This window comes from Noviherbaspirillum autotrophicum, from assembly GCF_000818395.1.
GTDB classification, from domain to species: Bacteria; Pseudomonadota; Gammaproteobacteria; order Burkholderiales; family Burkholderiaceae_D; genus Noviherbaspirillum; species Noviherbaspirillum autotrophicum.
The window spans coordinates 3,685,561-3,709,775 of record NZ_JWJG01000028.1; the positions used below are offsets into that span (position 1 = coordinate 3,685,561).

The window sequence follows — 24,215 nt, forward strand, 5'->3', positions numbered from 1 at the left end:
CGTCATCAACATCATGGTCGACCAGCTCAACAGTTTCGCCGGCGAGGTGACGCGGGTGGCGCGCGAGGTCGGCACCGAGGGCAAGCTGGGCGGGCAGGCCCAAGTCAAGGGCGTGTCGGGCGTATGGAAGGACCTGACCGACAACGTTAATCTGATGGCGAGCAACCTCACCGGGCAGGTGCGCAACATCGCCGATGTCACCACGGCGGTCGCCAAGGGTGACCTGTCGCGCAAGATCACAGTCGACGTGCGCGGCGAAGTGCTGCAGCTCAAGGAAACCATCAACACCATGGTCGACCAGCTGAACGGCTTTGCCGGCGAGGTCACGCGGGTGGCGCGCGAAGTCGGTACCGAGGGCCGGCTCGGCGGGCAAGCCTACGTACCGGCCGTGGCCGGCGTATGGAAGGACTTGACCGACAACGTCAATCTGATGGCGGGCAACCTCACCGCCCAGGTGCGCAACATCGCCGCCGTGACCACGGCGGTGGCCAACGGCGACTTGTCGCGCAAGATCACGGTCGACGTGCGCGGCGAAATCCTGCAGCTGAAGGACACGATCAACATCATGGTCGACCAGTTGAACAGCTTCGCCGGCGAGGTGACGCGGGTGGCGCGCGAGGTCGGCACGGAGGGCAAGCTGGGCGGGCAGGCGCAGGTCAAGGGCGTGTCGGGCGTATGGAAGGACCTGACCGACAGCGTCAACCTGATGGCCGACAACCTGACCGACCAGGTGCGCGGCATCGCCAAAGTGGTGACAGCCGTCGCGCTCGGCAATCTCAAGCAAAAGATGATGGTGCCGGCCAAGGGCGAGGTGGCGTCGCTGGCCGAAACCATCAACGACATGGTCGACACGCTCGCTACCTTCAGCGCCCAGGTCACGCGGGTGGCGCGCGAAGTCGGCGCCGAAGGGCGCCTTGGCGGGCAGGCCGTGGTGCCGGGCGCAGCCGGCAGCTGGAAGGATCTGGTCGACAACGTCAACGAGCTGGCCGCCAATCTCACCACCCAGGTGCGCGCCATCGGCGAGGTGGCCACCGCCGTGACCAAGGGCGACCTGACGCGCTCCATCCAGGTGGCCGCGCGCGGCGAGGTGGCGGACCTCAAGGACAACATCAACCAGATGATCCGCAACCTGAAGGAGACCACCGAGCACAACACCGAACAGGACTGGCTGAAGACCAACCTGGCGCGCCTGACCCGTATGCTGCAGGGGCAGCGCGACCTGATCACGCTGTCGCGCATGCTGCTGTCGGAGCTGGCGCCGCTGGTGGCCGCGCCGCACGCGGTGCTGTACCTCATGCAAGGGCAGGGCGCAGCCATGCGTCTGCGGCTCATGGCAAGCTACGGCTACCAGCAGCGCAAGAATCTGTCGCAGAATTGGGCCGTGGGCGAAGGCGTGGTCGGCCAGGCAGCCTTCGAGAAGCAGCGCATCCTGATCACCAACCTGCCGGACGACTATGTGCAGGTCGTGTCGGGGCTGGGGCAGGCGGTCCCGCGCAACATCGTGGTGCTGCCCATCCTGTACGAAGGGCAGGTCAAGGCCGTCATCGAACTGGCCGCGTTCGAGCGCTTCCAGACAATCCACCTGACCTTCCTCGACCAGCTGGCCGAGGGCCTGGGCATCGTGTTCAATTCGATCGAGACTGCCAGCAGCACCGAAACGCTTTTGCAGCAGTCGCAGTCGCTGGCCAACGAACTGAAGGCACAGCAGGACGAATTGCAGAAGACCAATGCGGAGCTGGAACAGAAGGCGCGCCAGCTATCGGACCAGAACGCCGAAGTCGAACGCAAGAACCGCGAAATCGACGTCGCGCGCGGCAATCTGCAGGAAAAGGCGGAGCAGCTGGCGCTGACGTCGAAATACAAGTCCGAATTCCTCGCCAACATGTCGCACGAACTGCGCACGCCATTGAACAGCCTGTTGCTGCTGGCCGAACAGCTGCAGCAGAACCGCGACCGCAACCTGTCGGACAAGCAGCTGGAAATGATCCGGATCATCCACGGTTCCGGCAGCGACCTGCTGCACCTGATCAATGACATCCTGGACCTGTCGAAGATCGAGTCCGGCAGTGTCACGCTCGATATCGAGGATGTGCCGGCAGAAGAGCTGCGGGACCATGTGGACAAGACCTTCCGCCACCTGGCCGAGGCCAAGGGGCTGGGCTTCAGCGTCGAATTCTCGCCCGAGCTGCCGGCCTACGTCCGCACCGACGAGCAACGCCTCAAGCAGGTGCTCAAGAACCTGCTGTCCAATGCGATCAAGTTCACCGCCAAGGGCAGCGTGACGCTGTCGGCGCATGTCGCGCGCAGCGGCTGGAATCCGGCGCATCAAATCCTCAACCGCGCACCGCTGGTGATTGAGTTCTCCGTCACGGACACCGGCATCGGGATTGCGGAGTCGAAGCAGAAAATCATCTTCGAAGCGTTCCAGCAGGCCGATGCCGGCACGTCCCGGCGCTATGGCGGCACCGGGCTCGGGCTGGCGATCAGCCGCGAGATCGCCTATCTGCTGGGCGGCGAGTTGCGCGCCGAAAGCGAAGAGGGCGTGGGCAGCAAATTCACCTTCTATCTGCCGCAGCAGATGCCGGGCATGCCTGCCGAAAAAGGGGAGAGGGCCAAGCCAGTGCGCCTGCGCGGCGAAGCCCGGGCGCAGCAGCCGCCGTCCGTCTCGCACCGGCCCCAGGCAATGCGCGACGACCGCATGACGATCTCCGAGGGCGACCGGCTGGTACTGATCATCGAAGACGATCCGGTATTTGCCAGTTCATTGCAGGATATGGCGCACGACAACGGCTTCAAAACCTTGATGACGGCGAGCGGCGAGGAAGGCTTGATGCTGGCGCGTAAATACCAGCCCGACGCGGTCACGCTGGACCTGATCCTGCCCGACGCCGATGGCTGGGACGTGGCGGAACAGCTCAAGGCCCACCCCGCCACGCGCGATATCCCGATCCACGTCATTTCCATCCGCGACCGGCCGTCGGCCGCCATCGAGCACGACGTCACCAGCTATACCGCCAAGCCGGCCGACATCAGCGCGCTGGGGCAGATGTTCAACCGTATCACTCATCACCTGGGGCGGCCGATCCGTGCCTTGCTGGTAGTCGAAAACGACGCCGCCAAGCGCGACACCATGGTCGCTGCGCTCAAGGGTGAACGGCTGGAGCTGGACGCGGTATCAAGCGCGACCGAAGCGCTGGACGCGCTGCGCGACAGGCAGTACCAGGGCGTGGTGCTCGATCTCGACCTGCCCGACATGGATGGCGAGTCGCTGCTGCGGGAAATGCGCCTCAGGCGGGAGACGGCGGACATGCCGGTCGTGGTTTATACCGCGCACCCGATCGGGCGCGCGACGGAGGAAGAGATCGCGCGCCTGAATGCGACCGTGGTGACGGAAGGCGAGAGCGCGCTCGCACGCCTGAAGGTCGAAACCGGGCAATTCCTGCACCGGGTGAAAGACGACCTGCTCAGAAACCGGCACGCTGCGCCGCAGCCGCCTTCCGACGTTTCTCTCGAGGGGCGCAAGGTGCTGATCGTCGATGACGACGTGCGCAACCTGTTCGCGCTGACCGGGCTGCTGGAAAATAACGGGATGACGGCGCTGGCGGCCGAGAGCGGCGCCGAAGCCATCGCGCGCCTCAACGAGGTGCCGGATATCGACATCCTGCTGATGGATATCATGATGCCGGAAATGGACGGTTATCAGACTATACAAAAGATACGCAGCGATCCCCGCTTCAAGGATTTGCCGATCATTGCGTTGACCGCCAAGGCGATGAAGGGGGATCGTGAAAAATGCCTGGCCGCGGGCGCGACCGATTACGCCTCCAAGCCGGTGGATACCGAACAGCTGCTTGCGCAGCTGCGGGTATTGCTCAATCAATGAGGCTCGGCAGCCCGTCAGGAGAGCGTCGCGACCACCGGCGCATGGTCCGACGGCTGCTCCCACTTGCGCGGCGCCTTGTCGACCGCACAGGCGTTGCAGCGCGCGGCCAGCGTGTCCGACAGCAGGATATGGTCGATGCGCAGCCCCATGTTGCGCCGGAATGCCATCATGCGGTAATCCCACCAGCTGTAAATCTTCTCGGGCTGCTCGAACAGGCGGAACGCATCCTTGAAACCGAGGTCGAGCAGCCGCCTGAACTGCGCGCGCTCCGGCTCCGAGCACAGCACTTGCCCGGCCCAGGCGGCCGGATCGTGCACGTCGCGGTCCTCGGGGGCGATGTTGTAGTCGCCCAGCAGCGCCAGGTTTTCGTGCGACTTCAACTCGTCGGCCAGCCAGTCGTGCAGCGCATCGAGCCACCTCAGCTTGTACTGGTACTTGTCCGAATCGACCGCCTGGCCGTTCGGAATGTAGGCGCACACGACGCGCATGCCCTCGATCGTGGCGCTGATGATGCGCTGCTGCTCATCCTCGAAGCGCGGATTGTTCTTGACCACCTCGCTCATCGGGTGCTTCGAGATGATCGCCACGCCGTTGTAGGTCTTCTGGCCGGTGAAGACGACCTGGTAGCCGATCTTCTCGATCTCGCCGACCGGGAACTTATCGTCGGTCAGCTTGGTTTCCTGCAAACACAGCACGTCGACCGGACTGTCCGCCAGCCACTGCACGACCTGCGGCAGGCGGACCTTCAGCGAGTTGACGTTCCAAGTCGCGATCTTCATGCCGCTGACTTTCATCCCGATTTCTTGCCGTTGGCCTGATTGATCAGGAACGTGGTCAGCAAGGGCACCGGACGGCCGGTCGCTCCCTTGGCCGCGCCGCTCTTCCATGCGGTGCCGGCGATGTCCAGGTGCGCCCAGGTGTATTTGCGGGTGAAGCGCTCCAGGAAGCAGGCTGCCGTGATGCTGCCGCCGGGCGGCCCGCCGATATTGGCCATGTCGGCGAAATTCGACTTCAGCTGTTCCTGGTACGCATCTTCGATCGGCATGCGCCAGGCAGTGTCGCCGGCCGCCTTGCCGGCGGCCAGCAGTTCGTTGGCCAGCGCGTCATGCGCATCGTCGCTGCGGGTAAACAGGCCGGAGTTGTGATGGCCGAGCGCGGTCACGCAGGCGCCGGTAAGGGTGGCGACATCGACCACCGCCGCCGGCTTGAAGCGCTCGACATAGGTCAGCGCATCGCACAGGATCAGGCGGCCTTCGGCATCGGTGTTGAGGATTTCGATGGTCTGGCCCGACATCGAGACGACGATGTCGCCCGGCTTGGAGGCGCGGCCGGAAGGCATGTTTTCGCAGGTCGGGATCACGCCGATCACGTTGAGCTTCAGGCCCATCTCGCCGATTGCATGGAAGGTGCCCAGCACCGATGCGGCGCCGCACATGTCGTACTTCATCTCGTCCATGTTGGCGCCCGGCTTGATCGAAATGCCGCCGGTGTCGAAGGTGATGCCCTTGCCGACTAACACGATCGGTGCATCCTTGGCCTTGCCGCCCATGTGCTTGAGGATAATGAACTTGGGCGGCTCTTCGCTGCCCTTGGTCACCGACAGGAAGCTGCCCATCTTGAGCGCTTCAAGCTGCTTGCGGTCCAGCACTTCGACGCCGAACTTGAAATCCTTCGCCAGCTTTTTCGCGACGTTGGCGAGGTGGGTCGGCGTACAGATATTGCTGGGGAGATTGCCGAGATCCTTGGTGAGGGCCACGCCGTTGGCGATGGCGACTGCCTGCGCCACGGCTGCCTTGGCCGCGGCGGTGGCGGCGCTGGAAGCGGCAAGCGCCACTTTCTTCACGCCGACCGGCGCTTCATCCTTCTTGCTCTTGGTCGTGTCATAGCGGTAAGCGCCATCGCGCAAGGCGAGAATCGCGGCGCGTGCCGCCCAGGCGGCGTCGCGGTTCTTGACGGCTTCCAGCGGCAGTGCAAGCAGCGCCTCGTTGGTGCCGAGCGAAGAAAACACGCGCCCGGCGGCCTGTACCGCGGAGATGAAGGTCTTGTCGCTTACCGGATCGTCGGCACCGAGACCGACCAGCAGCACGCGTTCCGCGGCAACGCTGTCGAGACCGCGCAGCAGCAGCGTGGAGCCGGGCTTGCCAGTGATGTCGCCCGACCTGAGCGCGGCGCTGATGGCGCCTTTGCCATCCAGTTCGCGCGCGGCCTGCGAGAGTTTCTTGTTTTCAAATACGCCGACGACCAGACAGCCCGTTTTGATACTGGCGACGCCGGTTTTTGCGTCGTATGTTTTTATGCTAAAGTCCATGAGTCGCTCCTTATCCAGACGCAATTATAGTCTTCAATTCAATGATCTTTCAGCGCGCTCTCCGACGCGAATTGGTAAGTACCGCAGGCGCTGTCTTCACCACGCTTTTCACCATTACCATCACTGTGATGCTGATCAAAATCCTCGGCCAAGCCGCGGGAGGCAAGGTCGCGTCATCGGATGTGATCGCATTGATTGGCTTTGCCGCACTTAATTATCTGCCGGTGATTCTGATTCTTACAGGTTTTATTTCCGTCCTGGTGGTAGTGACGCGCAGTTATCAGGACTCTGAAATGGTTGTATGGTTCGCATCCGGCCTTTCCCTGACGCGCTGGATCGCGCCGGTGCTGTCGTTCGGCGTGCCCATCGTGGTGCTTACCGCATTGCTCTCCTTCATCCTGACGCCGTGGGCGTCGCGCCAAAGTGCCGAATTCCGGGAGCGTTTCGAGAAGCGGGAAGATATTGCGAAAGTATCTCCAGGAAAATTCCAGGAATCGGCATCGGCCGACCGTATCTTCTTCGTCGAAGGCGTGAGCGGCGATTCCACCAAGGTCAAGAACGTGTTCGTCAATACCGTGCAGAACGGACGCACCAGCGTCGTGGTCGCCAAAGAAGGCACGGTCGGGGTCGACGAGCATGGCGACAAATTCCTGATCATGAGCAAGGGCCGCCGTTATGACGGCATCACCAACCAGCCGGACTTCCGCGTCATGGAATTCGAGCGTTACGGTGTGCTGGTGGGGCGCCAGTCGCAGGCGGTGGTGGGGGACAAGTCGGCCCGGTCGCTGCCCACGCCGGCCTTGCTGTCCGATCCGAACAAGTTCAATCGCGGCGAATTGCTGTGGCGCGCTTCCTTGCCCCTGATGTGCCTGCTGCTGATGCTGCTCGCCATTCCGCTCGGTTTTGTCAATCCGCGCGGCGGGCGTTCCGGCAATTTGCTGATCGCGCTGCTGCTTTTTGTTGTTTACAGCAATATGGTCAGCGTGCTCCAGGCGGCCGTGGTGCAGGAGCGCCTGTCGCTCGGGTTTGCATGGTGGCCGACGCATCTGGCGGCCGTCCTGCTGATCGTGCTGCTGTTCGCATGGCGTCTGTTCATTAACAGCCCGCGTCATCCGGCTGCGTTGTGGGGCGCATTCAAGCGTGCCGTCATTTTCAGAAAGGCGGCGCGGGCATGAAGGTCTTGCAAAGGTATGTTGCGACTGAAATCGTCGGCGCGGTGTTCTTCGTGCTGGTGGCCTTCCTGGCGCTGTTCGCGTTCTTCGACCTGATCAGCGAGTTGCCGGAAGTCGGGCGCGGCGGCTACAAGCTGCAGCATGCGTTCATGTATGTCGCGCTGGGCTTGCCCGGGTACGTGTACGAGCTGATGCCGATAGCGGCATTGATCGGCACAATTTACGCGCTCGCCCAGCTCGGGGCCCGCTCCGAATTCACCATCATGCGTGCGTCCGGCCTGTCCACGCGCATGGCAGGCTTTATGCTCGCCAAGGTCGGTGTCGTGTTCGTGCTGCTGACCTTCCTCTTTGGTGAATTCATTGCGCCGGCTTCCAGCCAGTTTGCCGAAAAACTGAAGCTGCAGGTGCAGGGCTCGATGATTTCGCAGGAATTCCGTTCCGGCTACTGGACCAAGGATGTGATCCGCGAGAACGGATTGACGGGCGACGCCATCGGCTCGCGCTTTTTGAACGTGCACGAAGTGACCCCGGACGGTCAGCTGCGCGGCGTGACGCTGTACGATTTCGATCGCGATTTCCACCTGACCGGGGTGGTGACGGCGGTGCATGCGGATTATCAGGGCAGCAATACCTGGCGCCTGTCCGACGTGTCCGAGACCGCATTCTCGACCGGTTCTCCGGATATCACGTCCACCGTGAAAACGGCGCGCGAACCGTCAAGAAAGCTGATATCGGAAATTACGCCCGACATCCTGTCGGTGCTGTTTGCCGACCCGGACCGGATGTCGGCGCTCGATCTGTCGGCCTACATCAAGCACCTTGCTGAAAACAATCAGAGTACCGGGCGCTATGAAATCGCATTCTGGAAAAAGCTGGTCTACCCGTTCGCGGCACTGGTGATGATGGCGCTGGCCCTGCCGTTCGCCTACCTGCATTTCCGTGCCGGCGGCGTGAGCCTGAAGATTTTCATCGGCATCATGATCGGCGTGAGCTTCCAGTTGCTCAACAGCCTGTTCTCGCATCTGGGCTTGCTCAATACCTGGCCCGCACTCGCCACGGCGCTGCTGCCGAGCGCTTCATTCCTGCTACTGGCAATCGGCGCACTGCTTTGGGTGGAAAGACATTGATTATGACAAAACGCGCACTCATCCTGTTTGCACACGGTGCCCGCGACCCGCGCTGGGCCGAGCCGTTCCGGCGCTTGCAGCAACTCACCCAGGCCCAGGCACCGGACGTGACTGTGTCGCTCGCATTCCTGGAGCTGATGTCGCCGCGCTTGCCGGAACTGGTCGCCCAACTGGTGCAGGAGGGATGCGGCGAGCTGACCGTGGTGCCCGTGTTCTTCGGCCAAGGGGGGCATGTGCTGCGCGATCTGCCGCTGATGATCGAGCAGTTGCGCCAGGCATACCCAGGCTTGGTGCTGAAATCCGCCCAGGCAGTGGGAGAGGATGCCGAGGTGCTAGGCGCGATTGCGCGCTACTGCATATCGACGCTTTGACGGAGGCGCGGCGCTAGCCGCCCTTGTTGCGCGCGGCCATTGCCTCACCGATCATTACCAGCACCGGGCCGGAGCAATCGGCCAATCCTTTTTCCAGATCCGCCAGCCGCAGGCGCAGCACGCGTTCATTCTCGCGGCTGCAGTTTTCCACCACCACGATCGGCAGGTCTGGCGAACGGCCCTGCGCCAGCAGTTTTTGCGCAGTAACGATCGCTTCCTTGCCGCCCATGTACTGAATCAGTGTGTCGCAATCGGGCAGGGTGGTGTGTTCGGGGTGATTCGGAGCGGTGGCAGAAGTGAAAAACGCTACGCTGCGCGCCACGCCGCGTTTCGTGAGGGGCTGCTTGGTGGCGGCGGCTGCAGCCAGGGCAGCCGAAATGCCTGGAACGATTTCAACCTCGATGCCTTCGTCTTCCAGTGCGCGCAATTCCTCATCAGCGCGCCCAAACATCATCGGATCGCCGCCTTTCAAACGCACCACCAGCTTGTAGTTTTTCGCGCAATCGACCAGTTGCTGATTGATGAAGGTTTGCGCGGTCGAGCGTTGTCCCGAACGTTTGCCGACTAAAATTTTTACCGCTTGCGGGCATAGCGCCAGCATGTCATCGGTGACCAGGGCGTCGTACAGCACGACGTCGGCTTCAGAAAGAATACGGGCGCCGCGGACCGTGATGAGGTCGGCGGCGCCCGGTCCGGCGCCGAGCAGAATCACTTTGCCGAGTGTTTTCTGCACGGGCGGTTTCGACATGGACTGCGGCAATCAGGCGATGCGAATCATGCCGGCAGCGACGGTCTGGTGCGTCACTTCGTCGATCAGGATGAACGAACCGGTTGAACGGATCGCATCATACGCGTCGGCAGCCAGCGGCTGCTGCACGTTGATCGATACGGTCGCGATGTCGTTCAGCTTCAATGCATCGGCGGCGCGCCGCTCCTGAGTATTGATGTCGAGCAGCGTGTCGATCTTGGTCACGCGGGCCGCCACCTGCTTGGTGGTGTGCTTGAGCCAGTACTTGCGGCGCATGTCGAGCGGTTCTTCCGACAGCCAGCAGACGTCGGCGGTGACGGTCTTGAGCAATGTCGCCGGCTGCTCGGCCGAGGCCAGCATGTCGCCGCGCGAGATGTCGAGGTACTCTTCCAGCAGGATCGTGACCGACTGGCCGGCCACTGCCGATTGCAGCGAGCCTTCCAGCGTCAGAATGTCCTTGACGGTGGCGCTCTGGCCGTTCGGCTGCACCACCAGCTTGTCGCCCTTGTGCACCTTGCCGGCTTCGATGCGGCCCATGTAGCCGCGGAAGTCGTTCGCTTCATGGCCGTTGTGGCGCGCCACCAGCTGCACCGGGAAGCGCAGCGGCTGCTCATGCGCTTCGTCGTAGACGGACAGCGATTCGAGCAGGGTGATCAGGGTCGGACCTTTGTACCACGGCATCTTGTCGGTGGCTTCCACCACATTGTCACCGGCGAGTGCCGACAGCGGAATCGGATGCACATCGGTCAGGCCGAGCTGTTGCGCGAACTTCTTGTAGGCCGCAACAATGCGGTCGTACACAGTCTGGTCATAATCCACCAGGTCCATCTTGTTGACGGCGACGATCACGTGCTCGATGCGCAGCAGGTGGGCGATGGTCGAATGGCGCTTGGTTTGCGTCAGCAGCTCCACGCTGCCGTCGTCGCCCAGCTTCACTTTCGATACGTCGATCAGGATGATCACCGCGTCTGCTGTCGACGCGCCGGTTACCATGTTGCGGGTGTACTGCTCGTGCCCCGGCGTGTCGGCGATGATGAACTTGCGCTTCGGTGTTGCGAAATAACGGTACGCAACGTCGATCGTAATCCCTTGCTCGCGCTCGGCTTCCAGGCCGTCGGTGAGCAGGGAAAGATCGACCGTGTCGCCCACGGTGCGCTTGTGCTTGGCGCGCGAAATCGCGTCGAGCTGGTCGGCAAAAATTCCCTTGCTGTCGAACAGCAGGCGGCCGATCAGCGTGCTCTTGCCGTCGTCGACGGAACCTGCGGTAATGAAGCGCAGCAGGCCGCGCTCGGCTGTGGCGTTATTGGCAACCACGTGTTCTGCAACCACGGCGTTCATCAGAAATATCCCTCTTTTTTACGTTTTTCCATCGATGCTTCGGATGTCTGGTCATCCATGCGGGTAGCTCCCCGTTCTGTGATCTGCGTGACCGCGGTTTCGGCGATGATCGCATCCACGTCGGCGGCGTCTGACGCGACCGGGCAGGTGCAGGAGATGTCGCCGACGGTGCGGAAGCGTACCACGCGGGTTTCGACCGTCTCGCCTTCGCGTGCAGGGGTCAGGTCGGTCAGCGGCACCAGCAATCCGTTGCGCGGGATCACCTGGCGCTCATGCGCAAAATAAATCGACGGCAGCGCCAGCTTTTCGCGAGCGATGTACTGCCACACGTCGAGCTCGGTCCAGTTCGAGATCGGGAACACGCGCATGTTCTCGCCCGGATGCACGCGGGTGTTATACAGGTCCCACAGTTCGGGGCGCTGCGCCTTCGGATTCCATTGGCCGAATTCGTCGCGGAACGAGAAGATGCGTTCCTTGGCGCGGGCCTTCTCTTCGTCGCGGCGGGCGCCGCCGATGCAGGCGTCGAACTTGAATTCGTCAATGGTTTCCAGGAGCGTCACCGCTTGCGCGGCATTGCGCGAGTCGGTTTGCGGGTTGCGTAAGCGCACCGTGCCGCGCTTGATCGAATCCTCGACTGACCGCACGACGAGGCGTTCGCCCAGTTCCTTGGCGCGGCGATCGCGGAATTCGATCACTTCCGGGAAGTTGTGCCCAGTATCGATATGCACCAGCGGGAACGGGAATTTACCCGGGCGGAAGGCTTTTTCCGCGATACGCAACAGCACCACCGAGTCCTTGCCACCGCTGAACAAAAGCGCCGGGTTGGTGCACTCGGCCGCGACTTCGCGCATGATGTGAATCGCTTCCGATTCGAGCCAGTCCAGGTGCCGGTTGCTGGCTGCATCCAAAAAGAGTTTTTCGACTGCTGTATTCATAGTTATTGTGCGACTGATTTGATTCTGACGAGCTTGCCATCGACCACGTGCAAGCCGCATTCCTTCGATTCCGGATTCTCCCACCACCAGCGTCCGGCACGCACATCTTCACCGGGCTGGATGGCGCGGGTGCAGGGTTCGCAGCCGATCGACGGATAGCCACGGTCGTGCAGCGGATTGTACGGCACGTGGTTGGTGCGAATGTAATGCCATACGTCCTCTTCCGACCAGTCGGCCAGCGGGTTGAACTTGGTCATGCCGTGTGCTGCGTCATCTTCCTGCACCGCCAGTTCGGCGCGGGTGGTCGATTGTGCGCGGCGCTGTCCGGTGACCCATGCCTTGTTGCCGGCCAGAGCACGTTTCAGCGGCTCGACTTTGCGGATGCGGCAGCATTCCTTGCGCATGTCCACGCTGTCGTAGAATGCGTTCAAGCCGTTTTGCTGCACATAGGCGTCGACCGCGGACTGCTCAGGCTTGAACAGCTTCACTTCGTAGTCGTAGGTTTCCTTGATGCGATCGAGCATGCCCAGCGTTTCCTTGTGCAAGCGACCGGTCTCCAGCGAAAAGATGGTGATCGGCAGCTTCGCGCGCAGGATCATATCGGCCAGCACCATATCCTCGGTGGCGAGGCTCGATGCAAACACGGCCGGCGAAAAATCGCTGGCGATTCTCGTCAGCGTGGCTTGCGTTGCTGCTACCAGGGTGTTGAAATCGTTCGTCATCGCTTATTCCTGCGCAGCCTTCTGCCCGCGCTCGGCGCGACGGTACAACGGCAGTTTCCGGTCCCAGGCAGCCTGATAGGCTTCCGAAAAATCGGACAGGCTCTTCAGGGCATCGTGGATGTTGCGGTCTTCGCGAGTGGCGAATGCATTGAAGCCGACACGCTGCATGTAGAACATCTGGTCGCGCAGCACATCGCCGATCGCGCGCAACTCGCCGGCATAACCCAGGCGTACGCGCAGGTTGTAGGCGATCGAAAAGCCGCGGCCATCGGAAAACTTCGGGAAATCCACCGCGATTACCGGCAATTGCGCCACGTCGTCTTTCAGCACTTCCGGACGTTCATGGCTGGCGATCCACACGCCGATATCCGCGCGCTTCTTCAGCCCGGTGCGCTGTGCTTCCCATACCGCCAGAGGCACGATGAATTTACCGGCGGGGACGGCAACCGTCTCCGGCGTTTCGCCTTCGGCCAGGTGCAGGATCGTCCAGTCGTCGGTGACTACCGCTTTATCCTTGATGATTTCACGCATATTCGTCTTCCCCTACCAATGCGCCGCCTTCGATCGGCGTCGCATATACATGTTCCTTGAACGGCTCGACGCCGATGCGGCGCACCGTGTCGATGAAGCGCTCGCCCTGCAGGCGGTCTCTCACATAGACTTGCAGCAGGCGATCGACCACGCCCGGCACCTGCTGGGCCGAGAACGACGGGCCAATGATCTTGCCGATCGAGCTGTGGTTGCCCTGCGCGCCGCCGATCGAAATCTGGTACCACTCGGAGCCGTCCTTGTCGACGCCGAGGATGCCGATGTTGCCGATGTGGTGATGGCCGCAGGCGTTGATGCAGCCGGACATGTTCAGCTCGATCTCGCCGATGTCGTGCTGGAAGTCGATATCCTCGAAGCGCTCGGTGATGGCTGCCGCGATCGGGATCGACTTGGCGTTGGCCAGCGAGCAGAAATCGCCGCCGGGGCAGCAGATCACGTCGGTCAGCAAGCCAATGTTCGGCGTGGCGAGGTGATGCGCCTTGGCCTGTTGCCAGACTTCGAACAGTTCGGATTGCTTGACGTCGGCCAGCACCAGGTTCTGCTCGTGCGTCACGCGCAGTTCGCCGAAGCTGTAACGGTCGGCCATGTCGGCCACGAAATCCATTTGTTCCGCGGTCGCGTCACCGGGCGGCACACCGGGTTTTTTCAGCGACATGACGACGGCGGCATAGCCAGGCACCTTGTGCGGCTTGACGTTGCGCTTCATCCAGTTGTCGAACGCCTTGCTTTCCGCGCGCTGCTGCTTGAGCAATGCGTCTTCGTTGGCCAGCGTTTCATACGGAGGCGGCGTGAAGTAGGCGGAGATGCGGTTGAATTCCTCTTCAGTGAGGGTGCCGGGGCCATCCTTCAGGTCGGCCCATTCTTCCTCGACCATGCGCGCAAATTCCTCGACGCCGGTGGCCTTCAGCAGGATCTTGATACGTGCCTTGAACTTGTTGTCGCGGCGGCCGTACTGGTTATAGACGCGCAGGATCGCTTCGATGTAGGTCAGCAAGTGTTGCCACGGCAGGAATTCGCAGATGAAGCTGCCGAGGATCGGGGTACGGCCCAAGCCGCCGCCGACCAGTACGCGATAGCCGATTTCGCCTTGCTCGTTCTTGACGATCTCGATGCCGATGTCGTGCATCATGAGCGCGGCGCGGTCTTCCTTGGCGGCGTTGAACGCGATCTTGAACTTGCGCGGCAAATAGGCGAATTCCGGATGGAAGGTGCTCCACTGGCGCACCAGTTCGGCATACGGGCGCGGATCGACCAGCTCGTCGGCGGCGACACCCGCATACTCGTCGGCGGTGGTGTTGCGCACGTCGTTGCCGGAGGTCTGGATCGAGTGCATCTCGACCGAATTCAGGTGCTCCAGGATGTCCGGCACTTCTTCCAGGTTGATCCAGTTGAACTGGATGTTCTGGCGCGTCGTGAAGTGGCCGTAGCCGCGGTCGTACTTGCGCGCGATATACGCGAGCTTGCGCAGCTGCGTCGACGACAGCAGGCCGTACGGGATCGCGATGCGGTACATGTAGGCATGGCGCTGCATGTACAGGCCGTTTTGCAGGCGCAGCGGCAGGAACTCTTCTTCGGTCAGCTCGTTGGCGAGTCGGCGGCGGACCTGGTCGCGGAACTGCGCGAGGCGTTCCTTGACGATCTGATGATCATATTGGTCGTAACGATACATCTCTCTTCCAATCTCTTAAAAAACCATTTTCGCGGCGACGCCGGTGAGCGTCGTGGCCAGCAAGCCGCGCAGAAATTTTTCGGGCATCGCCTTGGCGGCGAGCGAGCCGATGGTAATGCCGGGCACCGAGCCCAGCAGCAGCGTCATCAGCAGTTCCCAGTCGATCGAGCCCAGCCACCAGTGGCCGAAGGCGGCAATGGCCGTCAGCGGCACGGCGTAGGCGATGTCGGTTCCGGCGATTTCCGCCGGGGACAGGCGAGGATACAGTAATACCAGTATCGTTGCACCCACGGCGCCCGCGCCAATGGATGAAATGGTCACGAGGGTGCCGAGCAGGGCGCCGACCAGGATGGTGGCAATGGCGAGCTTGGCACCTTGCAGCTGCTTTTCCGGATGGGCAATCACCCACGCCTGCATGCGGCCGCGGAACAACAGCGCAATCACGGTCAGCAGCACCGAGCCGGCGATCGAGTAACGGATGATATGGGCAATCTGCGAATCCAGCGCCCCGAAGTATTTCAATCCCAGCGTGGCCAGGACAGCCGCCGGCAGCGCGCCCATGCACAGGTGGCGCACCACTTCCCAGCGCACCGTGCCGCGCACGCGGTGGGCCAGCGTGCCGGCAGCCTTGGTGGTCGACGCGAAAGCGAGGTCGGTGCCGACCGCGACCGTGGGGGAAACCCCGAACAGCAGCGTCAGCAACGGCGTCATCAGCGACCCGCCGCCTACGCCGGTCAAGCCGACCAGGGCGCCAACCGCAAATCCGGAAATTACATAAGAAAGAGTCATGAAGCCTCGCACAAAGGAGTACGAATCGTAATAAACTAATTCCTTATTCCAAACTACTTAGTATTTATTTGCTTATATGCTTATTTGGCATAAACAAAAATGTGCAATAAGCCGGCAATAAATCAAGGGGAACGATGAACCTGCACCAACTTCGCTTCGTGCGCGAAGCCGTCCGGCAAAACTTCAACCTGACCGAGGCTGCCAAGGCGCTCTACACTTCGCAGCCGGGCGTGTCCAAGGCCATCATCGAGCTGGAAGAAGAGTTGGGCGTGGATATCTTTACCCGCCACGGCAAGCGCATCCGGGGGCTGACGGAGCCCGGCAGGGCAGTGCTGCGTTCAGTCGAGCTGATCATGCAGGAAATCGACGGCTTGAAGCGCATCGGCAAGGAATTCGCGGCGCAGGATACCGGCAGCTTTACCATTGCTACCACGCACACGCAGGCGCGCTATGCGCTGCCGCCGGTAGTGCAGGCATTCATGTACCGATTTCCCAAGGTGAGATTGTCTTTGTTGCAAGGAAATCCGAGGCAGATCGCCGAAATGGTGCTCAAGGATCAGGCGGACATGGCGATTGCGACAGAAGCGATTGCCAACGTGGACGGCTTGGTAACCTTGCCTTGCTATCAATGGGAACACGTGGTGGTGGTGCCGCCTGAGCATCCCTTGCTCAAATCCAAGACCATTACCCTGGAAGAAATCGCTACCTTTCCGCTGATTACCTACGACAGTGCGTTCACTGGACGCGCCAAGATCGATCATGCATTCGCGATCAGAAGTCTCAAGCCCGATGTATTGCTGGAAGCAATCGATGCCGACGTGATCAAAACCTATGTGGAATTGGGCATGGGGGTCGGCATTATTGCAGGAATGGCATTCAATGAAGAGCGCGACAAGGGCTTGCGGGCAATTTCTGCCGGCCACTTGTTCGGCACCAATGTGTCCCGCGTGGCATTGAAGCAAGGCTCCTATTTGCGCGGCTATGTATACAGCTTCATCGAATTGCTGACGCCGACCATGAATCGTAAGCTCATCGAGCAGGTGATGAGCGGCGAGAAAGACAACTACGAGTTATAGGCTGGCTCGACAGTGCCGGCACAATCGCTTAGAATCCCACCCGTCATTGGGGAGTAGCCGCCCTCCGAATTGCGAGAGGGGCTTGCGTCAACAGACTTGATCCATCCGCGATCATGGCGCAAGCGACTTCAGGTTTGGCGAGACCTTTGACCATGCCGCCTCTGCGTTGGGCCGGAGGGCGCGCATGGTCATCGGTTCATGTCCGGCCCTGGAGTGTTCATGGAAGCTTTCCTCGTCTCATCTGGCATCGTCGCCCTGGCCGAAATGGGCGACAAGACGCAATTACTGTCATTGCTGCTTGCCGCCAAGTTCCGCCGTCCGATTCCCATCATCCTCGGTATTTTTGTTGCAACCATCTTTAACCATGCGTTCGCCGGCGCTGTCGGCAACTGGATCACGGCCTATGTGGGCAGGGATGCAATGCGCTGGGTGCTCGGCCTATCCTTCCTCGCGATGGCTGCGTGGATGCTGGTGCCGGATGAGCTGGACGATGTGGAAGCGAAGCCGGCGCGCTTTGGCGTGTTCGGGGCGACCGTGATTGCGTTTTTCCTCGCTGAAATGGGCGACAAGACGCAGGTGGCAACTGTTGCGCTGGCCGCGAAATACGAGCAATTGTGGGCGGTCGTCGCCGGGACCACCTTCGGCATGATGCTTGCCAATGTGCCCGCAGTCCTGCTCGGCAGCAAAATCACGAAAGTGGTATCGATGAAGCTGGTGCATGCGATTGCGGCGGCAATTTTCGCGGTGCTGGGCGTGCTCACCCTGCTCAACGTCGGCAATCTGTTCTAGTCATTGCTGCTCCCGGTAGCCAAGGCGCTGCGACAACTGCTGTGCATGCGCCTGCGTTTGCAGCGCAACCGGGCTGTCCCACCCATGCTCGATCTGGGCAGCCGATCCGACCACCGTCAGTGCGAAGCGCATCCTGCCCATGTGGTCGAACACCGGCGCGGAGAAAGCATTAAAGCCGGCGACCAGGCGCTCCGCGGCGCGCGTCCTGCCGGGCGAGCGCACTCGCCCCGGATCGAGATGCCCGATCATGCGCGCCATGCCGTGCCGCCGCGTTTCCTGCAATAGCGGTGCGAATTCCTGTGGCGATTGCGGTGCATCCAGATGTTCGCGGCGATTCTGCGCCAGTTCGGCGCGCAACAGCTCCGCTGTTTCATCTTCTGGCAGGAATGCCGCAAAACACAGGCCGCTGGCGGTGTACGTCATCGGCATCACGCTGCCGATTTGCAGGTTGATCGTGACCGGCCGGCGCGACGGCAGCAGGCGGATATAGGTCGGGCCGAAATTGCCCCAGGCTGACAAGGCGACCGTCTCGTTGGTGGCATCGCGCAGCGCCGCCAGCGTCTGGTCCGCCAGCCGCACCGCATCCAGCCTTCCCAGTGACGCCAATCCCAGTTCAAGCGCTAGCGCGCCCAAGTCGTACAGCCCGGTTGCCGGGTTCTGTTCGACCAGGCCGATGCGGATCAGGCTCACCAGGTAGCGATGGGCCTTGGCAGCCGGCATGCCGGCACCTTTCGCCAGGGCGGACAGTGCAAGCGGGCCGGATGACTTGGCCAGCGCCAGGAGGAGCGGGCCGGCCACTTCCACCGACTGTATGCCTTGACGGACGTCAGCGGGAGTCGTTTCGGCTGGCATGGCCGGCGGGAGAGCGGTTGATTTCATGCTTGGGCGGGATTACGATATGTGAAATCGATTTAATAATAAGTAATTAAGGCAATGGTAAAGCAGATCGACAAGAGACGCTACCTTGCGCACCTTTCAAGGAGACTGGATGAAACTTGCCACACTTAAAGATGGCACCCGCGACGGCCAGCTTGCCGTCGTCTCGCGCGACCTCAGGACGGCGCATATCGCCGATGGTATCGCGCCGACGCTGCAACGCGCGCTCGATGACTGGGGCTTCATCGCGCCGCAACTGGAGCGAATCTACGAGCAGCTCAATGCCGGCAAGGCGCATCGCGCCTTCGATTTCGACCCGAAGCGCTGCATGGCGCCGTTGCCGCGCGCCTTCCAGTGGGCCGACGGTTCTGCCTATGTCAATCATGTCGAGCTGGTGCGCAAGGCGCGCAATGCCGAGATGCCGGAGTCGTTCTGGCACGATCCGTTGATATACCAGGGCGGTTCCGACGACTTCATCGGCCCGGCCGACGACATCGTACTGGCGTCGGAAGAGTGGGGCATCGACTTCGAGGGCGAGGTCGCGGTCGTGACCGATGACGTGCCGATGGGGACAAAACCGGAGCAGGCAGCATCGCATATCAGGCTGCTCATGCTGGTCAACGATGTCTCGCTGCGCAACCTGATCCCGGCGGAACTGGCAAAGGGCTTCGGCTTCTTCCAGTCCAAGCCGGCCTCGAGCTTTTCGCCGGTGGCTGTCACGCCCGACGAGCTCGGCGATGTATGGCGGGAGGGGAAGGTCCACCTGCCGCTGCGCGTCACCTGGAACGGCACGCTGGTGGGGCAGCCCAATGCCGGCGTCGACATGGTGTTCAATTTTCCGCAGCTGATCGCGCATCTGGCCAGGACGCGCAATGCGCGCGCAGGGACCATCATCGGGTCCGGCACGGTGTCGAACAAGGATACGAAGAAAGGCTACACCTGCATCGCTGAAAAGCGTTGTCTCGAAATGATCGCCGAGGGCGCGGCAAAGACGCCGTTCATGAAGTTCGGCGACCGGGTCCGGATCGAAATGCTGGATGTACACGGAAAATCGATTTTCGGCGCAATCGACCAGCAGGTTGCACCGGCTGAGCTAACTAGGAAGTAAGGAGGGATCATGGATTCGGTCACTACAACGCAGGTCGGATTGCCGGCCGCTTTGCCGGCAGCCGTGCCGATTCACGGGTTGCATCATTTCGCGTACCGCTGCCGCGATGCGGAAGAAACGCGGCATTTTTATGAAGACATCCTCGGCCTGCCGCTGTTTCACTACATCCGTTCCGACGTCGTGCCGTCCACCGGCGAATATTGTCCGTACGTGCATATCTTCTTCCGCATGACGGATGGCTCCTGCCTCGCGTTTTTCGATCTGGGCGACGACATGGCGCCTGCGCCGTCATCGAATACGCCGGCCTGGGTGAACCACATCGCGTTGCGCGTCGATACGGTCGAGCAGCTGGAAGCGATGAAGGCGCGGCTGGAAGCGCTCGGCATCGACGTGCTCGGCGTGACCGATCACCGCGTGTTCAAGTCGATCTATTTCTTCGATCCGAACGGTATCCGTCTCGAACTGTGCGCGCAGCTGGCGTCCAATTCACAGATGTTTGCCGAGCAGAAGGGCATTCGCGACAAGCTTGTCGCCTGGTCGAAGGAAAAGGCGGAGCGGCTCGCCAAGAAATAAGCGATCCTACGATGCCTCGCTTTGCCGCAAGAGCGTGGCGTGTAGTTCGGCTGTAACGCCGGATATGGAGCTAGGGTGCCGTCCTGCCGGCATCCGCGGCAGGACGTGCGCACAAAGATTTTATGCGGCCAGGCGGTTGGACAGGATCTTGCACCCGTCCAGCAGGAAGGCAAGGCTGATCACCAGCACCAGTTCACCCTCGGCGGAGCGCGCCGTGCCGTTGACGCCCGGGACCGCTATCGCGGTCAGCGGCTTGATCACCAGATCGGCCGTGCCATCCACGCCTTCGACGGCAAGAATGTACGGGTGCGGCGCGGCGATCACGATGCCGACCTTTTCCCGGCACGGCTCGTAGCCCAGGATTTCCGCCAGCGAGCGCACCGCCAGCGGCCGCCCCTGGTCGCGCAGCACCGGGGCGCCGCCGACTTCCGCGAATTCTTCCGGCAGCTCGACTACACGCTGCACCACCGCCATCGGCATCGCCAGCAGGGCGCCGGAGGTGCGCACCAGCATGGTCGGCACGATCGACAATTCGATCGGCAGGCGGATCGTGAAGCGTGTGCCTTCGCCCAGCTCGGAATCGATACGGATGGCGCCGCGATGCTTTTCCACCGCCGTCTTCACCACGTCCATGCCGACGCCGCGCCCCGACACGCTGGAAGCGACTTCCTTGGTCGAAAAGCCGGGCAGGAAAATCAGCTGCAGCGCCTCTTCCTTGGTCTGCGCGGCATTGTCGCCGATCAGGCCCTTGGAGAGCGCCTTCGTGCGCAGGCGGTCGGGATCCATGCCCTTGCCGTCATCGGATACTTCGATCATCACGCTGCTGCCTTCCTGCCAGGCTTTCAGGCGGATGGTGGCTTTCGCCGCCTTCGGGGTGGCGGCGCGCTCGTCGGCAGTTTCGATGCCGTGGTCGAGCGCGTTGCGCAGCATGTGCACCAGCGGATCGTACAGGCTGTCGACGACGACGCGGTCGACTTCCGTCTCCGCGCCTTCGATCACCAGATCCACGTCCTTGCCGAGGTCCCTCGCCAGTTCGCGCACCAGGCGCGGGAATTTCTGGAACAGGCGGCCGACCGGCTGCATGCGCGTGGACAGCGTCGCGCGCTGCAGTTCGGTCGAATAGCGCGAGGCCCGCGCCAGGGTTTCGGCCAGGGTCGACATGAGTGCGGCAGCCTGGCCTTCGAACTTGAACTGCGCCAGTTTTTCCAGCAGCACGGCGGCCTGGTTGGCGGCCTGCACCGATTCGCCGGCCACTTCCAGCAAGGCGTCGAGCTTGATCGCATCGATGCGGATGGTGTCTTCCTTGACTTGCGCGATGACCGGTTTGGCACCATCTTCGGCAGCCGCTTTGGCGATCGGCGTCACGGTTGCCGGCGCGGCGGGCGCAGCGGCAGCCGCTTGCGGGGCGGGCAGCGTGCCGGCGGGGACGACGGCGCGGTACAACGCTTCCCAATCCAGGTCGCCGCCGGGCAGGGTGGAGGCCGATGGCGTGGCTGCATCCGGGGCGGACTGCGCCGGCGCTGTGGCCGGTGCCGCTGCGGTGGGCGCAGTGGCCTTGCCTTCGATGGCCTGGGTCAGAATATCCTTGAGCGCTTCCGGCATTGCCGGCAGCGCTTCCGGCGCAGCGCCGTTGGCCAGCTGCTTGAGCTGGTCGCCGACAAAGCCGCTGGCTTGCAGGCCGGCTTCGATCGCCGTCGGCGTCACCGGCACTTTGCCGGTGCGCAGGCCGTCGAACAGGTTTTCAGTCAGGTGGCAGGCGGACACGATTGCCGGCAGGTTCATGAAACCGGCGCCGCCCTTGATGGTGTGGAAGGAGCGGAACAGCGCGTTCAGCGTATCGGTATCGTCCGGGTGCCGTTCGAGCGAGAGCAGGTGCTCTTCCACGTTCGTTGCGAGATCGAGCGCCTCGACAACGAAATCCTTGAGCATGTCATCCATTAGAACCCCAGATCGGCAAGCAAGCTGTCGACATCGTCTTGCGCCAGTGCTGTTTCCGGTGCCGACGGGCCTTGCATCAGATCGACGGGCTTCTGCTCCGCGATCGCCGCCTTGACTTCTGGCGGCGCATTATCGCGCAACAGCTGCGCCAGCTCGAGTTCGACCGTATTGGTGATGCCGATGATCTTCTTGATCAGCTGGCCGGTGATGTCCTGGAAATCCTGCGCCATCATGATGTCGAGCAGTCGCGCCTTCTCGGCCTCGCTCGCTGCCAGCACGGTGGCGGCGAACTGTTTCGAGTCGCCCGCCAGCACCTTGAATTCGTCGATGCTGAGCTTGCCTTCGAACAGCTGCGTCCAGCGGCCTTCCATGTCCGCGGCTTTCTTGCCCAGCGCTTCCTGTTCCGGCATGCAGGTGTCGACCGTGTTGAGCACCTTGTTGGCCGCCTGTTCGGTCAGCGCGGCGATATGGTCCAGACGGCCCTGCGCATCGCTGATCTGGTCGGCGACGTTCGACAGCGAGCGGTCATAGCCCAGCTGGCGCAGCGAGTCGTGCAGCATGCGCACGATGCCGCCCAGGCGCTCGTACATCGGCTTGCCCGACAAGTCCGTCGCTGCGCCTCCGGCATCACCCTCCAGCTGGCCTGCGCTGACTGTGCAGGCGACCTCAACGGCTTGGTCGGCAGCGAGTTCCTCGGGCTGTGCGGCTGGTGGGGGGGCTGGGTCGGCTACTGCCTGGGTGCGCTGTGCGGCCACCTGGTCAAATAGTGCTTCAAGATCATCTGCAGCGTCGGTCATGTCAGTGCTTTCCCAATATGGATGTCGGCGTTGTTCTTACAATTGACCTTGAGTGAGGTCTGTGTCCGGTATTCTGTAACGTTTTGTGACACGATTATCAGTCACGAGTTGACTATGCGCAACTCGGTATTTGCCACATCATAATACTGGCCGTCAAACCGGGCCAAGTATGTGCTTTAAATCTGTTGTGCCGGCGCTTCTTCGGGCGCCATACGGCTAACCCCGGCTTCGGAAATCAGCTTGATGCTGGCTTCATGCAAGGGATGTCCCGGTGTGGCGAACGCATCACAGATGGTGAGGTGGTTGGTGTCCGGCAGTGCGATATCCGCCCGATGATTCGCTTGCCAGGCAGCGGCGATAAGACCGTTCTGGCGCTTGAATTCGTCGGACTCAAGCCCGCCGACCGCAGTGATGAAGGGGGCTGCATGCGCCTGCGGCATGGCGGCAGGCGACAAAGGAGCAATATCGTTTTCCGTCAGCTTCAGGTCGACGTTGACGAAGCCGGCGTGCCGCACCGGTTCCAGGTCGTAAATGCCCGACATTAGCACCGCCGCCTTGACCAGATCCGCCGGCAATTCCGGGTCGAACGAGGGCCATAGCGCCGCGAGCATCATTGCAGCCAGATGCGCGCCGGCCGAGTGACCGGCGACCACGATGCGCTGCGCATCGAAATCGTAGGCGTCGGCATGCCGGTACAGCCACGCCATCGCGCGCAACTGCTGGCGCACGATCTCGGCAATCGAGACTTCCGGCGCCAGCGAATAATTGGTCAGCGCCACGTTGAACCCGGCACGAGTAAAGGCCGGGGCGACGAATGAAAAATCCGATTTGTCGAGCGAGCGCCACCAGCCGCCGTGGATGAAGACCAACAGTGGTGCGCCACTCTTGGGCGCAGGGAAGAAATCGAGGCGCTCGCCGCTCGCTTCGCCATAGGTCAGGTCGAACAATGCCGCATGGCTGCGGCGCACGGTTGCGGAATCCTTCACCCAGCGGGTAAAGATGCGGGGATGATCCGGAATGGCGGCGCGGGCGTTATATTGCTGGCTAAAGTATTCGGCTTGATTTGTAGACATGGACGAACGGCATCAATCGGGAAAATGAAGGCGCCCAGTTTACTGGTTTGTCATGAGGCAGACCATGTGTTTGTCGAACTCAGTGCAACACGCGGAGAAGAATTGTTCATTTGACTCGATGCCCCCCGGCACGTAAACTACGCGCGTTTTGGTGCCCGCCCGCATGCTCATGCGCGCAGTTAAACGGGAAACACGAGGCTTGTCAAACGGCTAACGTGTGCTGCCCCCGCAACGGTAAACAAGCGTCACCCGACGGTGACAGGCGATCTCTCGACACCACTGTGCAATTTGCATGGGAAGGTGGATTGCTCAAGCTTGTTAGCCCGGATACCGGCCAGGACAAGGAGGAAGTGCTGCGACGGGGGAGTTCGCGA

At 61.9% G+C, this 24,215-nt stretch carries 21 protein-coding genes and 2 riboswitches; of the genes, 8 read left to right on the top strand and 13 right to left on the bottom strand.

Going from position 1 to position 24,215, the window contains the following annotated elements:
* Positions 1 to 3,883, top strand: a 3,883-nt coding sequence (locus TSA66_RS18415; RefSeq protein WP_157691794.1) for a response regulator, incomplete at its 5' end; no start/stop codon positions are given.
* 14 nt (positions 3,884 to 3,897) lie between these two features.
* Here TSA66_RS18415 and xth read toward each other — a convergent pair.
* Together xth and TSA66_RS18425 are read right to left on the bottom strand one after the other, a co-directional pair.
* A complete protein-coding gene (gene xth, locus TSA66_RS18420; RefSeq protein ID WP_040042748.1) occupies positions 3,898 to 4,662 on the bottom strand; it encodes an exodeoxyribonuclease III in 765 nt (254 codons plus the stop codon).
* Between the two features lie 11 nt (positions 4,663 to 4,673).
* The gene (locus TSA66_RS18425; RefSeq protein WP_040041019.1) at positions 4,674 to 6,191 is read right to left on the bottom strand and encodes a leucyl aminopeptidase; all 1,518 of its coding nucleotides are present in this window, start codon (positions 6,189 to 6,191) and stop codon (positions 4,674 to 4,676) included.
* Positions 6,192 to 6,232: 41 nt separating this feature from the next.
* On the opposite strand from TSA66_RS18425, the gene lptF reads away from it, so the two are divergent.
* Genes lptF through TSA66_RS18440 form a run of 3 tightly spaced genes read left to right on the top strand, consistent with a single transcriptional unit; the run spans position 6,233 to position 8,861 of the window.
* A complete protein-coding gene (gene lptF / locus TSA66_RS18430) occupies positions 6,233 to 7,366 on the top strand; it encodes an LPS export ABC transporter permease LptF (protein WP_040041020.1) in 1,134 nt (377 codons plus the stop codon).
* Positions 7,363 to 8,490, top strand: a complete 1,128-nt coding sequence (gene lptG / locus TSA66_RS18435) for an LPS export ABC transporter permease LptG (RefSeq protein WP_040041021.1) — start codon at positions 7,363 to 7,365, stop codon at positions 8,488 to 8,490. Before lptF ends, lptG begins: the two co-directional genes overlap by 4 nt.
* A gap of 2 nt (positions 8,491 to 8,492) precedes the next feature.
* The gene (locus TSA66_RS18440; protein WP_040041022.1) at positions 8,493 to 8,861 is read left to right on the top strand and encodes a sirohydrochlorin chelatase; all 369 of its coding nucleotides are present in this window, start codon (positions 8,493 to 8,495) and stop codon (positions 8,859 to 8,861) included.
* 13 nt (positions 8,862 to 8,874) lie between these two features.
* On the opposite strand, the gene cobA is transcribed toward TSA66_RS18440, so the two are convergent.
* The 7 genes from cobA to TSA66_RS18475 are packed head-to-tail and all read right to left on the bottom strand — an operon-like array spanning position 8,875 to position 15,611.
* Positions 8,875 to 9,609, bottom strand: a complete 735-nt coding sequence (gene cobA, locus TSA66_RS18445; RefSeq protein WP_040041023.1) for a uroporphyrinogen-III C-methyltransferase — start codon at positions 9,607 to 9,609, stop codon at positions 8,875 to 8,877.
* Positions 9,610 to 9,621: 12 nt separating this feature from the next.
* Positions 9,622 to 10,947: a sulfate adenylyltransferase subunit 1 gene (locus TSA66_RS18450; protein ID WP_040041024.1), complete on the bottom strand. Its 1,326-nt coding sequence runs from the start codon at positions 10,945 to 10,947 to the stop codon at positions 9,622 to 9,624.
* Positions 10,947 to 11,882 carry a sulfate adenylyltransferase subunit CysD gene (gene cysD / locus TSA66_RS18455; protein WP_040041025.1) on the bottom strand — a complete coding sequence of 312 codons (936 nt, stop codon included), beginning with the start codon at positions 11,880 to 11,882 and terminating at the stop codon, positions 10,947 to 10,949. The genes TSA66_RS18450 and cysD overlap by 1 nt, the downstream gene beginning before the upstream one ends.
* A 2-nt stretch (positions 11,883 to 11,884) precedes the next feature.
* Positions 11,885 to 12,604 carry a phosphoadenylyl-sulfate reductase gene (locus TSA66_RS18460; RefSeq protein WP_040041026.1) on the bottom strand — a complete coding sequence of 240 codons (720 nt, stop codon included), beginning with the start codon at positions 12,602 to 12,604 and terminating at the stop codon, positions 11,885 to 11,887.
* Between the two features lie 3 nt (positions 12,605 to 12,607).
* Positions 12,608 to 13,135: a DUF934 domain-containing protein gene (locus TSA66_RS18465; protein ID WP_040041027.1), complete on the bottom strand. Its 528-nt coding sequence runs from the start codon at positions 13,133 to 13,135 to the stop codon at positions 12,608 to 12,610.
* Entirely contained in the window at positions 13,128 to 14,822 is a 1,695-nt protein-coding gene (locus TSA66_RS18470) for a nitrite/sulfite reductase (RefSeq protein WP_040041028.1), read from the bottom strand. The genes TSA66_RS18465 and TSA66_RS18470 overlap by 8 nt, the downstream gene beginning before the upstream one ends.
* A gap of 15 nt (positions 14,823 to 14,837) precedes the next feature.
* Positions 14,838 to 15,611 carry a sulfite exporter TauE/SafE family protein gene (locus TSA66_RS18475; RefSeq protein ID WP_040041029.1) on the bottom strand — a complete coding sequence of 258 codons (774 nt, stop codon included), beginning with the start codon at positions 15,609 to 15,611 and terminating at the stop codon, positions 14,838 to 14,840.
* A 134-nt stretch (positions 15,612 to 15,745) separates the two neighbouring features.
* Between TSA66_RS18475 and TSA66_RS18480 the strand changes: the two genes are divergently transcribed.
* A complete protein-coding gene (locus TSA66_RS18480; RefSeq protein WP_040041030.1) occupies positions 15,746 to 16,687 on the top strand; it encodes a CysB family HTH-type transcriptional regulator in 942 nt (313 codons plus the stop codon).
* Positions 16,688 to 16,723: 36 nt separating this feature from the next.
* A riboswitch (yybP-ykoY riboswitch) is annotated at positions 16,724 to 16,906 on the top strand.
* Positions 16,907 to 17,476 (top strand): TMEM165/GDT1 family protein, encoded by a 570-nt coding sequence (locus TSA66_RS18485; RefSeq protein WP_040041031.1) that lies wholly within the window; start codon positions 16,907 to 16,909, stop codon positions 17,474 to 17,476.
* On the opposite strand, the gene TSA66_RS18490 is transcribed toward TSA66_RS18485, so the two are convergent.
* Entirely contained in the window at positions 17,477 to 18,355 is an 879-nt protein-coding gene (locus TSA66_RS18490) for an IclR family transcriptional regulator (protein WP_084199723.1), read from the bottom strand. It abuts the gene before it with no gap.
* A gap of 109 nt (positions 18,356 to 18,464) precedes the next feature.
* Between TSA66_RS18490 and TSA66_RS18495 the strand changes: the two genes are divergently transcribed.
* Positions 18,465 to 19,460: a fumarylacetoacetate hydrolase family protein gene (locus TSA66_RS18495; RefSeq protein ID WP_040041033.1), complete on the top strand. Its 996-nt coding sequence runs from the start codon at positions 18,465 to 18,467 to the stop codon at positions 19,458 to 19,460.
* Between the two features lie 9 nt (positions 19,461 to 19,469).
* Positions 19,470 to 20,033: a VOC family protein gene (locus tag TSA66_RS18500; protein ID WP_052452428.1), complete on the top strand. Its 564-nt coding sequence runs from the start codon at positions 19,470 to 19,472 to the stop codon at positions 20,031 to 20,033.
* A 120-nt stretch (positions 20,034 to 20,153) separates the two neighbouring features.
* Here TSA66_RS18500 and TSA66_RS18505 read toward each other — a convergent pair whose 3' ends face one another.
* The 3 genes from TSA66_RS18505 to TSA66_RS18515 all read right to left on the bottom strand — a co-directional run bounded on the left by TSA66_RS18505 (position 20,154) and on the right by TSA66_RS18515 (position 23,841).
* Positions 20,154 to 21,971, bottom strand: a complete 1,818-nt coding sequence (locus tag TSA66_RS18505) for a chemotaxis protein CheA (protein ID WP_040041034.1) — start codon at positions 21,969 to 21,971, stop codon at positions 20,154 to 20,156.
* Positions 21,971 to 22,768, bottom strand: a complete 798-nt coding sequence (locus TSA66_RS18510; protein ID WP_040041035.1) for a protein phosphatase CheZ — start codon at positions 22,766 to 22,768, stop codon at positions 21,971 to 21,973. Before TSA66_RS18510 ends, TSA66_RS18505 begins: the two co-directional genes overlap by 1 nt.
* Positions 22,769 to 22,944: 176 nt before the next feature.
* Positions 22,945 to 23,841 (bottom strand): alpha/beta hydrolase, encoded by an 897-nt coding sequence (locus tag TSA66_RS18515; protein ID WP_052452429.1) that lies wholly within the window; start codon positions 23,839 to 23,841, stop codon positions 22,945 to 22,947.
* A gap of 132 nt (positions 23,842 to 23,973) precedes the next feature.
* Positions 23,974 to 24,194, top strand: a riboswitch (cobalamin riboswitch).
* The last annotated feature ends 21 nt before the right edge of the window (positions 24,195 to 24,215 follow it).

Coding starts and splice junctions, on each gene's coding strand:
- TSA66_RS18515 (WP_052452429.1), bottom strand. CDS start 23,841: ATGTCTACAAATCAAGCCGAATACTTTAGCCAGCAATATAACGCCCGC.
- TSA66_RS18470 (WP_040041028.1), bottom strand. CDS start 14,822: ATGTATCGTTACGACCAATATGATCATCAGATCGTCAAGGAACGCCTC.
- cobA (WP_040041023.1), bottom strand. CDS start 9,609: ATGTCGAAACCGCCCGTGCAGAAAACACTCGGCAAAGTGATTCTGCTC.
- TSA66_RS18480 (WP_040041030.1), top strand. CDS start 15,746: ATGAACCTGCACCAACTTCGCTTCGTGCGCGAAGCCGTCCGGCAAAAC.
- lptG (WP_040041021.1), top strand. CDS start 7,363: ATGAAGGTCTTGCAAAGGTATGTTGCGACTGAAATCGTCGGCGCGGTG.
- TSA66_RS18485 (WP_040041031.1), top strand. CDS start 16,907: ATGGAAGCTTTCCTCGTCTCATCTGGCATCGTCGCCCTGGCCGAAATG.
- xth (WP_040042748.1), bottom strand. CDS start 4,662: ATGAAGATCGCGACTTGGAACGTCAACTCGCTGAAGGTCCGCCTGCCG.
- TSA66_RS18475 (WP_040041029.1), bottom strand. CDS start 15,611: ATGACTCTTTCTTATGTAATTTCCGGATTTGCGGTTGGCGCCCTGGTC.
- TSA66_RS18425 (WP_040041019.1), bottom strand. CDS start 6,191: ATGGACTTTAGCATAAAAACATACGACGCAAAAACCGGCGTCGCCAGT.
- TSA66_RS18490 (WP_084199723.1), bottom strand. CDS start 18,355: ATGAAATCAACCGCTCTCCCGCCGGCCATGCCAGCCGAAACGACTCCC.
- TSA66_RS18450 (WP_040041024.1), bottom strand. CDS start 10,947: ATGAACGCCGTGGTTGCAGAACACGTGGTTGCCAATAACGCCACAGCC.
- TSA66_RS18500 (WP_052452428.1), top strand. CDS start 19,470: ATGGATTCGGTCACTACAACGCAGGTCGGATTGCCGGCCGCTTTGCCG.
- lptF (WP_040041020.1), top strand. CDS start 6,233: ATGATCTTTCAGCGCGCTCTCCGACGCGAATTGGTAAGTACCGCAGGC.
- cysD (WP_040041025.1), bottom strand. CDS start 11,882: ATGAATACAGCAGTCGAAAAACTCTTTTTGGATGCAGCCAGCAACCGG.
- TSA66_RS18440 (WP_040041022.1), top strand. CDS start 8,493: ATGACAAAACGCGCACTCATCCTGTTTGCACACGGTGCCCGCGACCCG.
- TSA66_RS18510 (WP_040041035.1), bottom strand. CDS start 22,768: ATGACCGACGCTGCAGATGATCTTGAAGCACTATTTGACCAGGTGGCC.
- TSA66_RS18505 (WP_040041034.1), bottom strand. CDS start 21,971: ATGGATGACATGCTCAAGGATTTCGTTGTCGAGGCGCTCGATCTCGCA.
- TSA66_RS18495 (WP_040041033.1), top strand. CDS start 18,465: ATGAAACTTGCCACACTTAAAGATGGCACCCGCGACGGCCAGCTTGCC.
- TSA66_RS18460 (WP_040041026.1), bottom strand. CDS start 12,604: ATGACGAACGATTTCAACACCCTGGTAGCAGCAACGCAAGCCACGCTG.
- TSA66_RS18465 (WP_040041027.1), bottom strand. CDS start 13,135: ATGCGTGAAATCATCAAGGATAAAGCGGTAGTCACCGACGACTGGACG.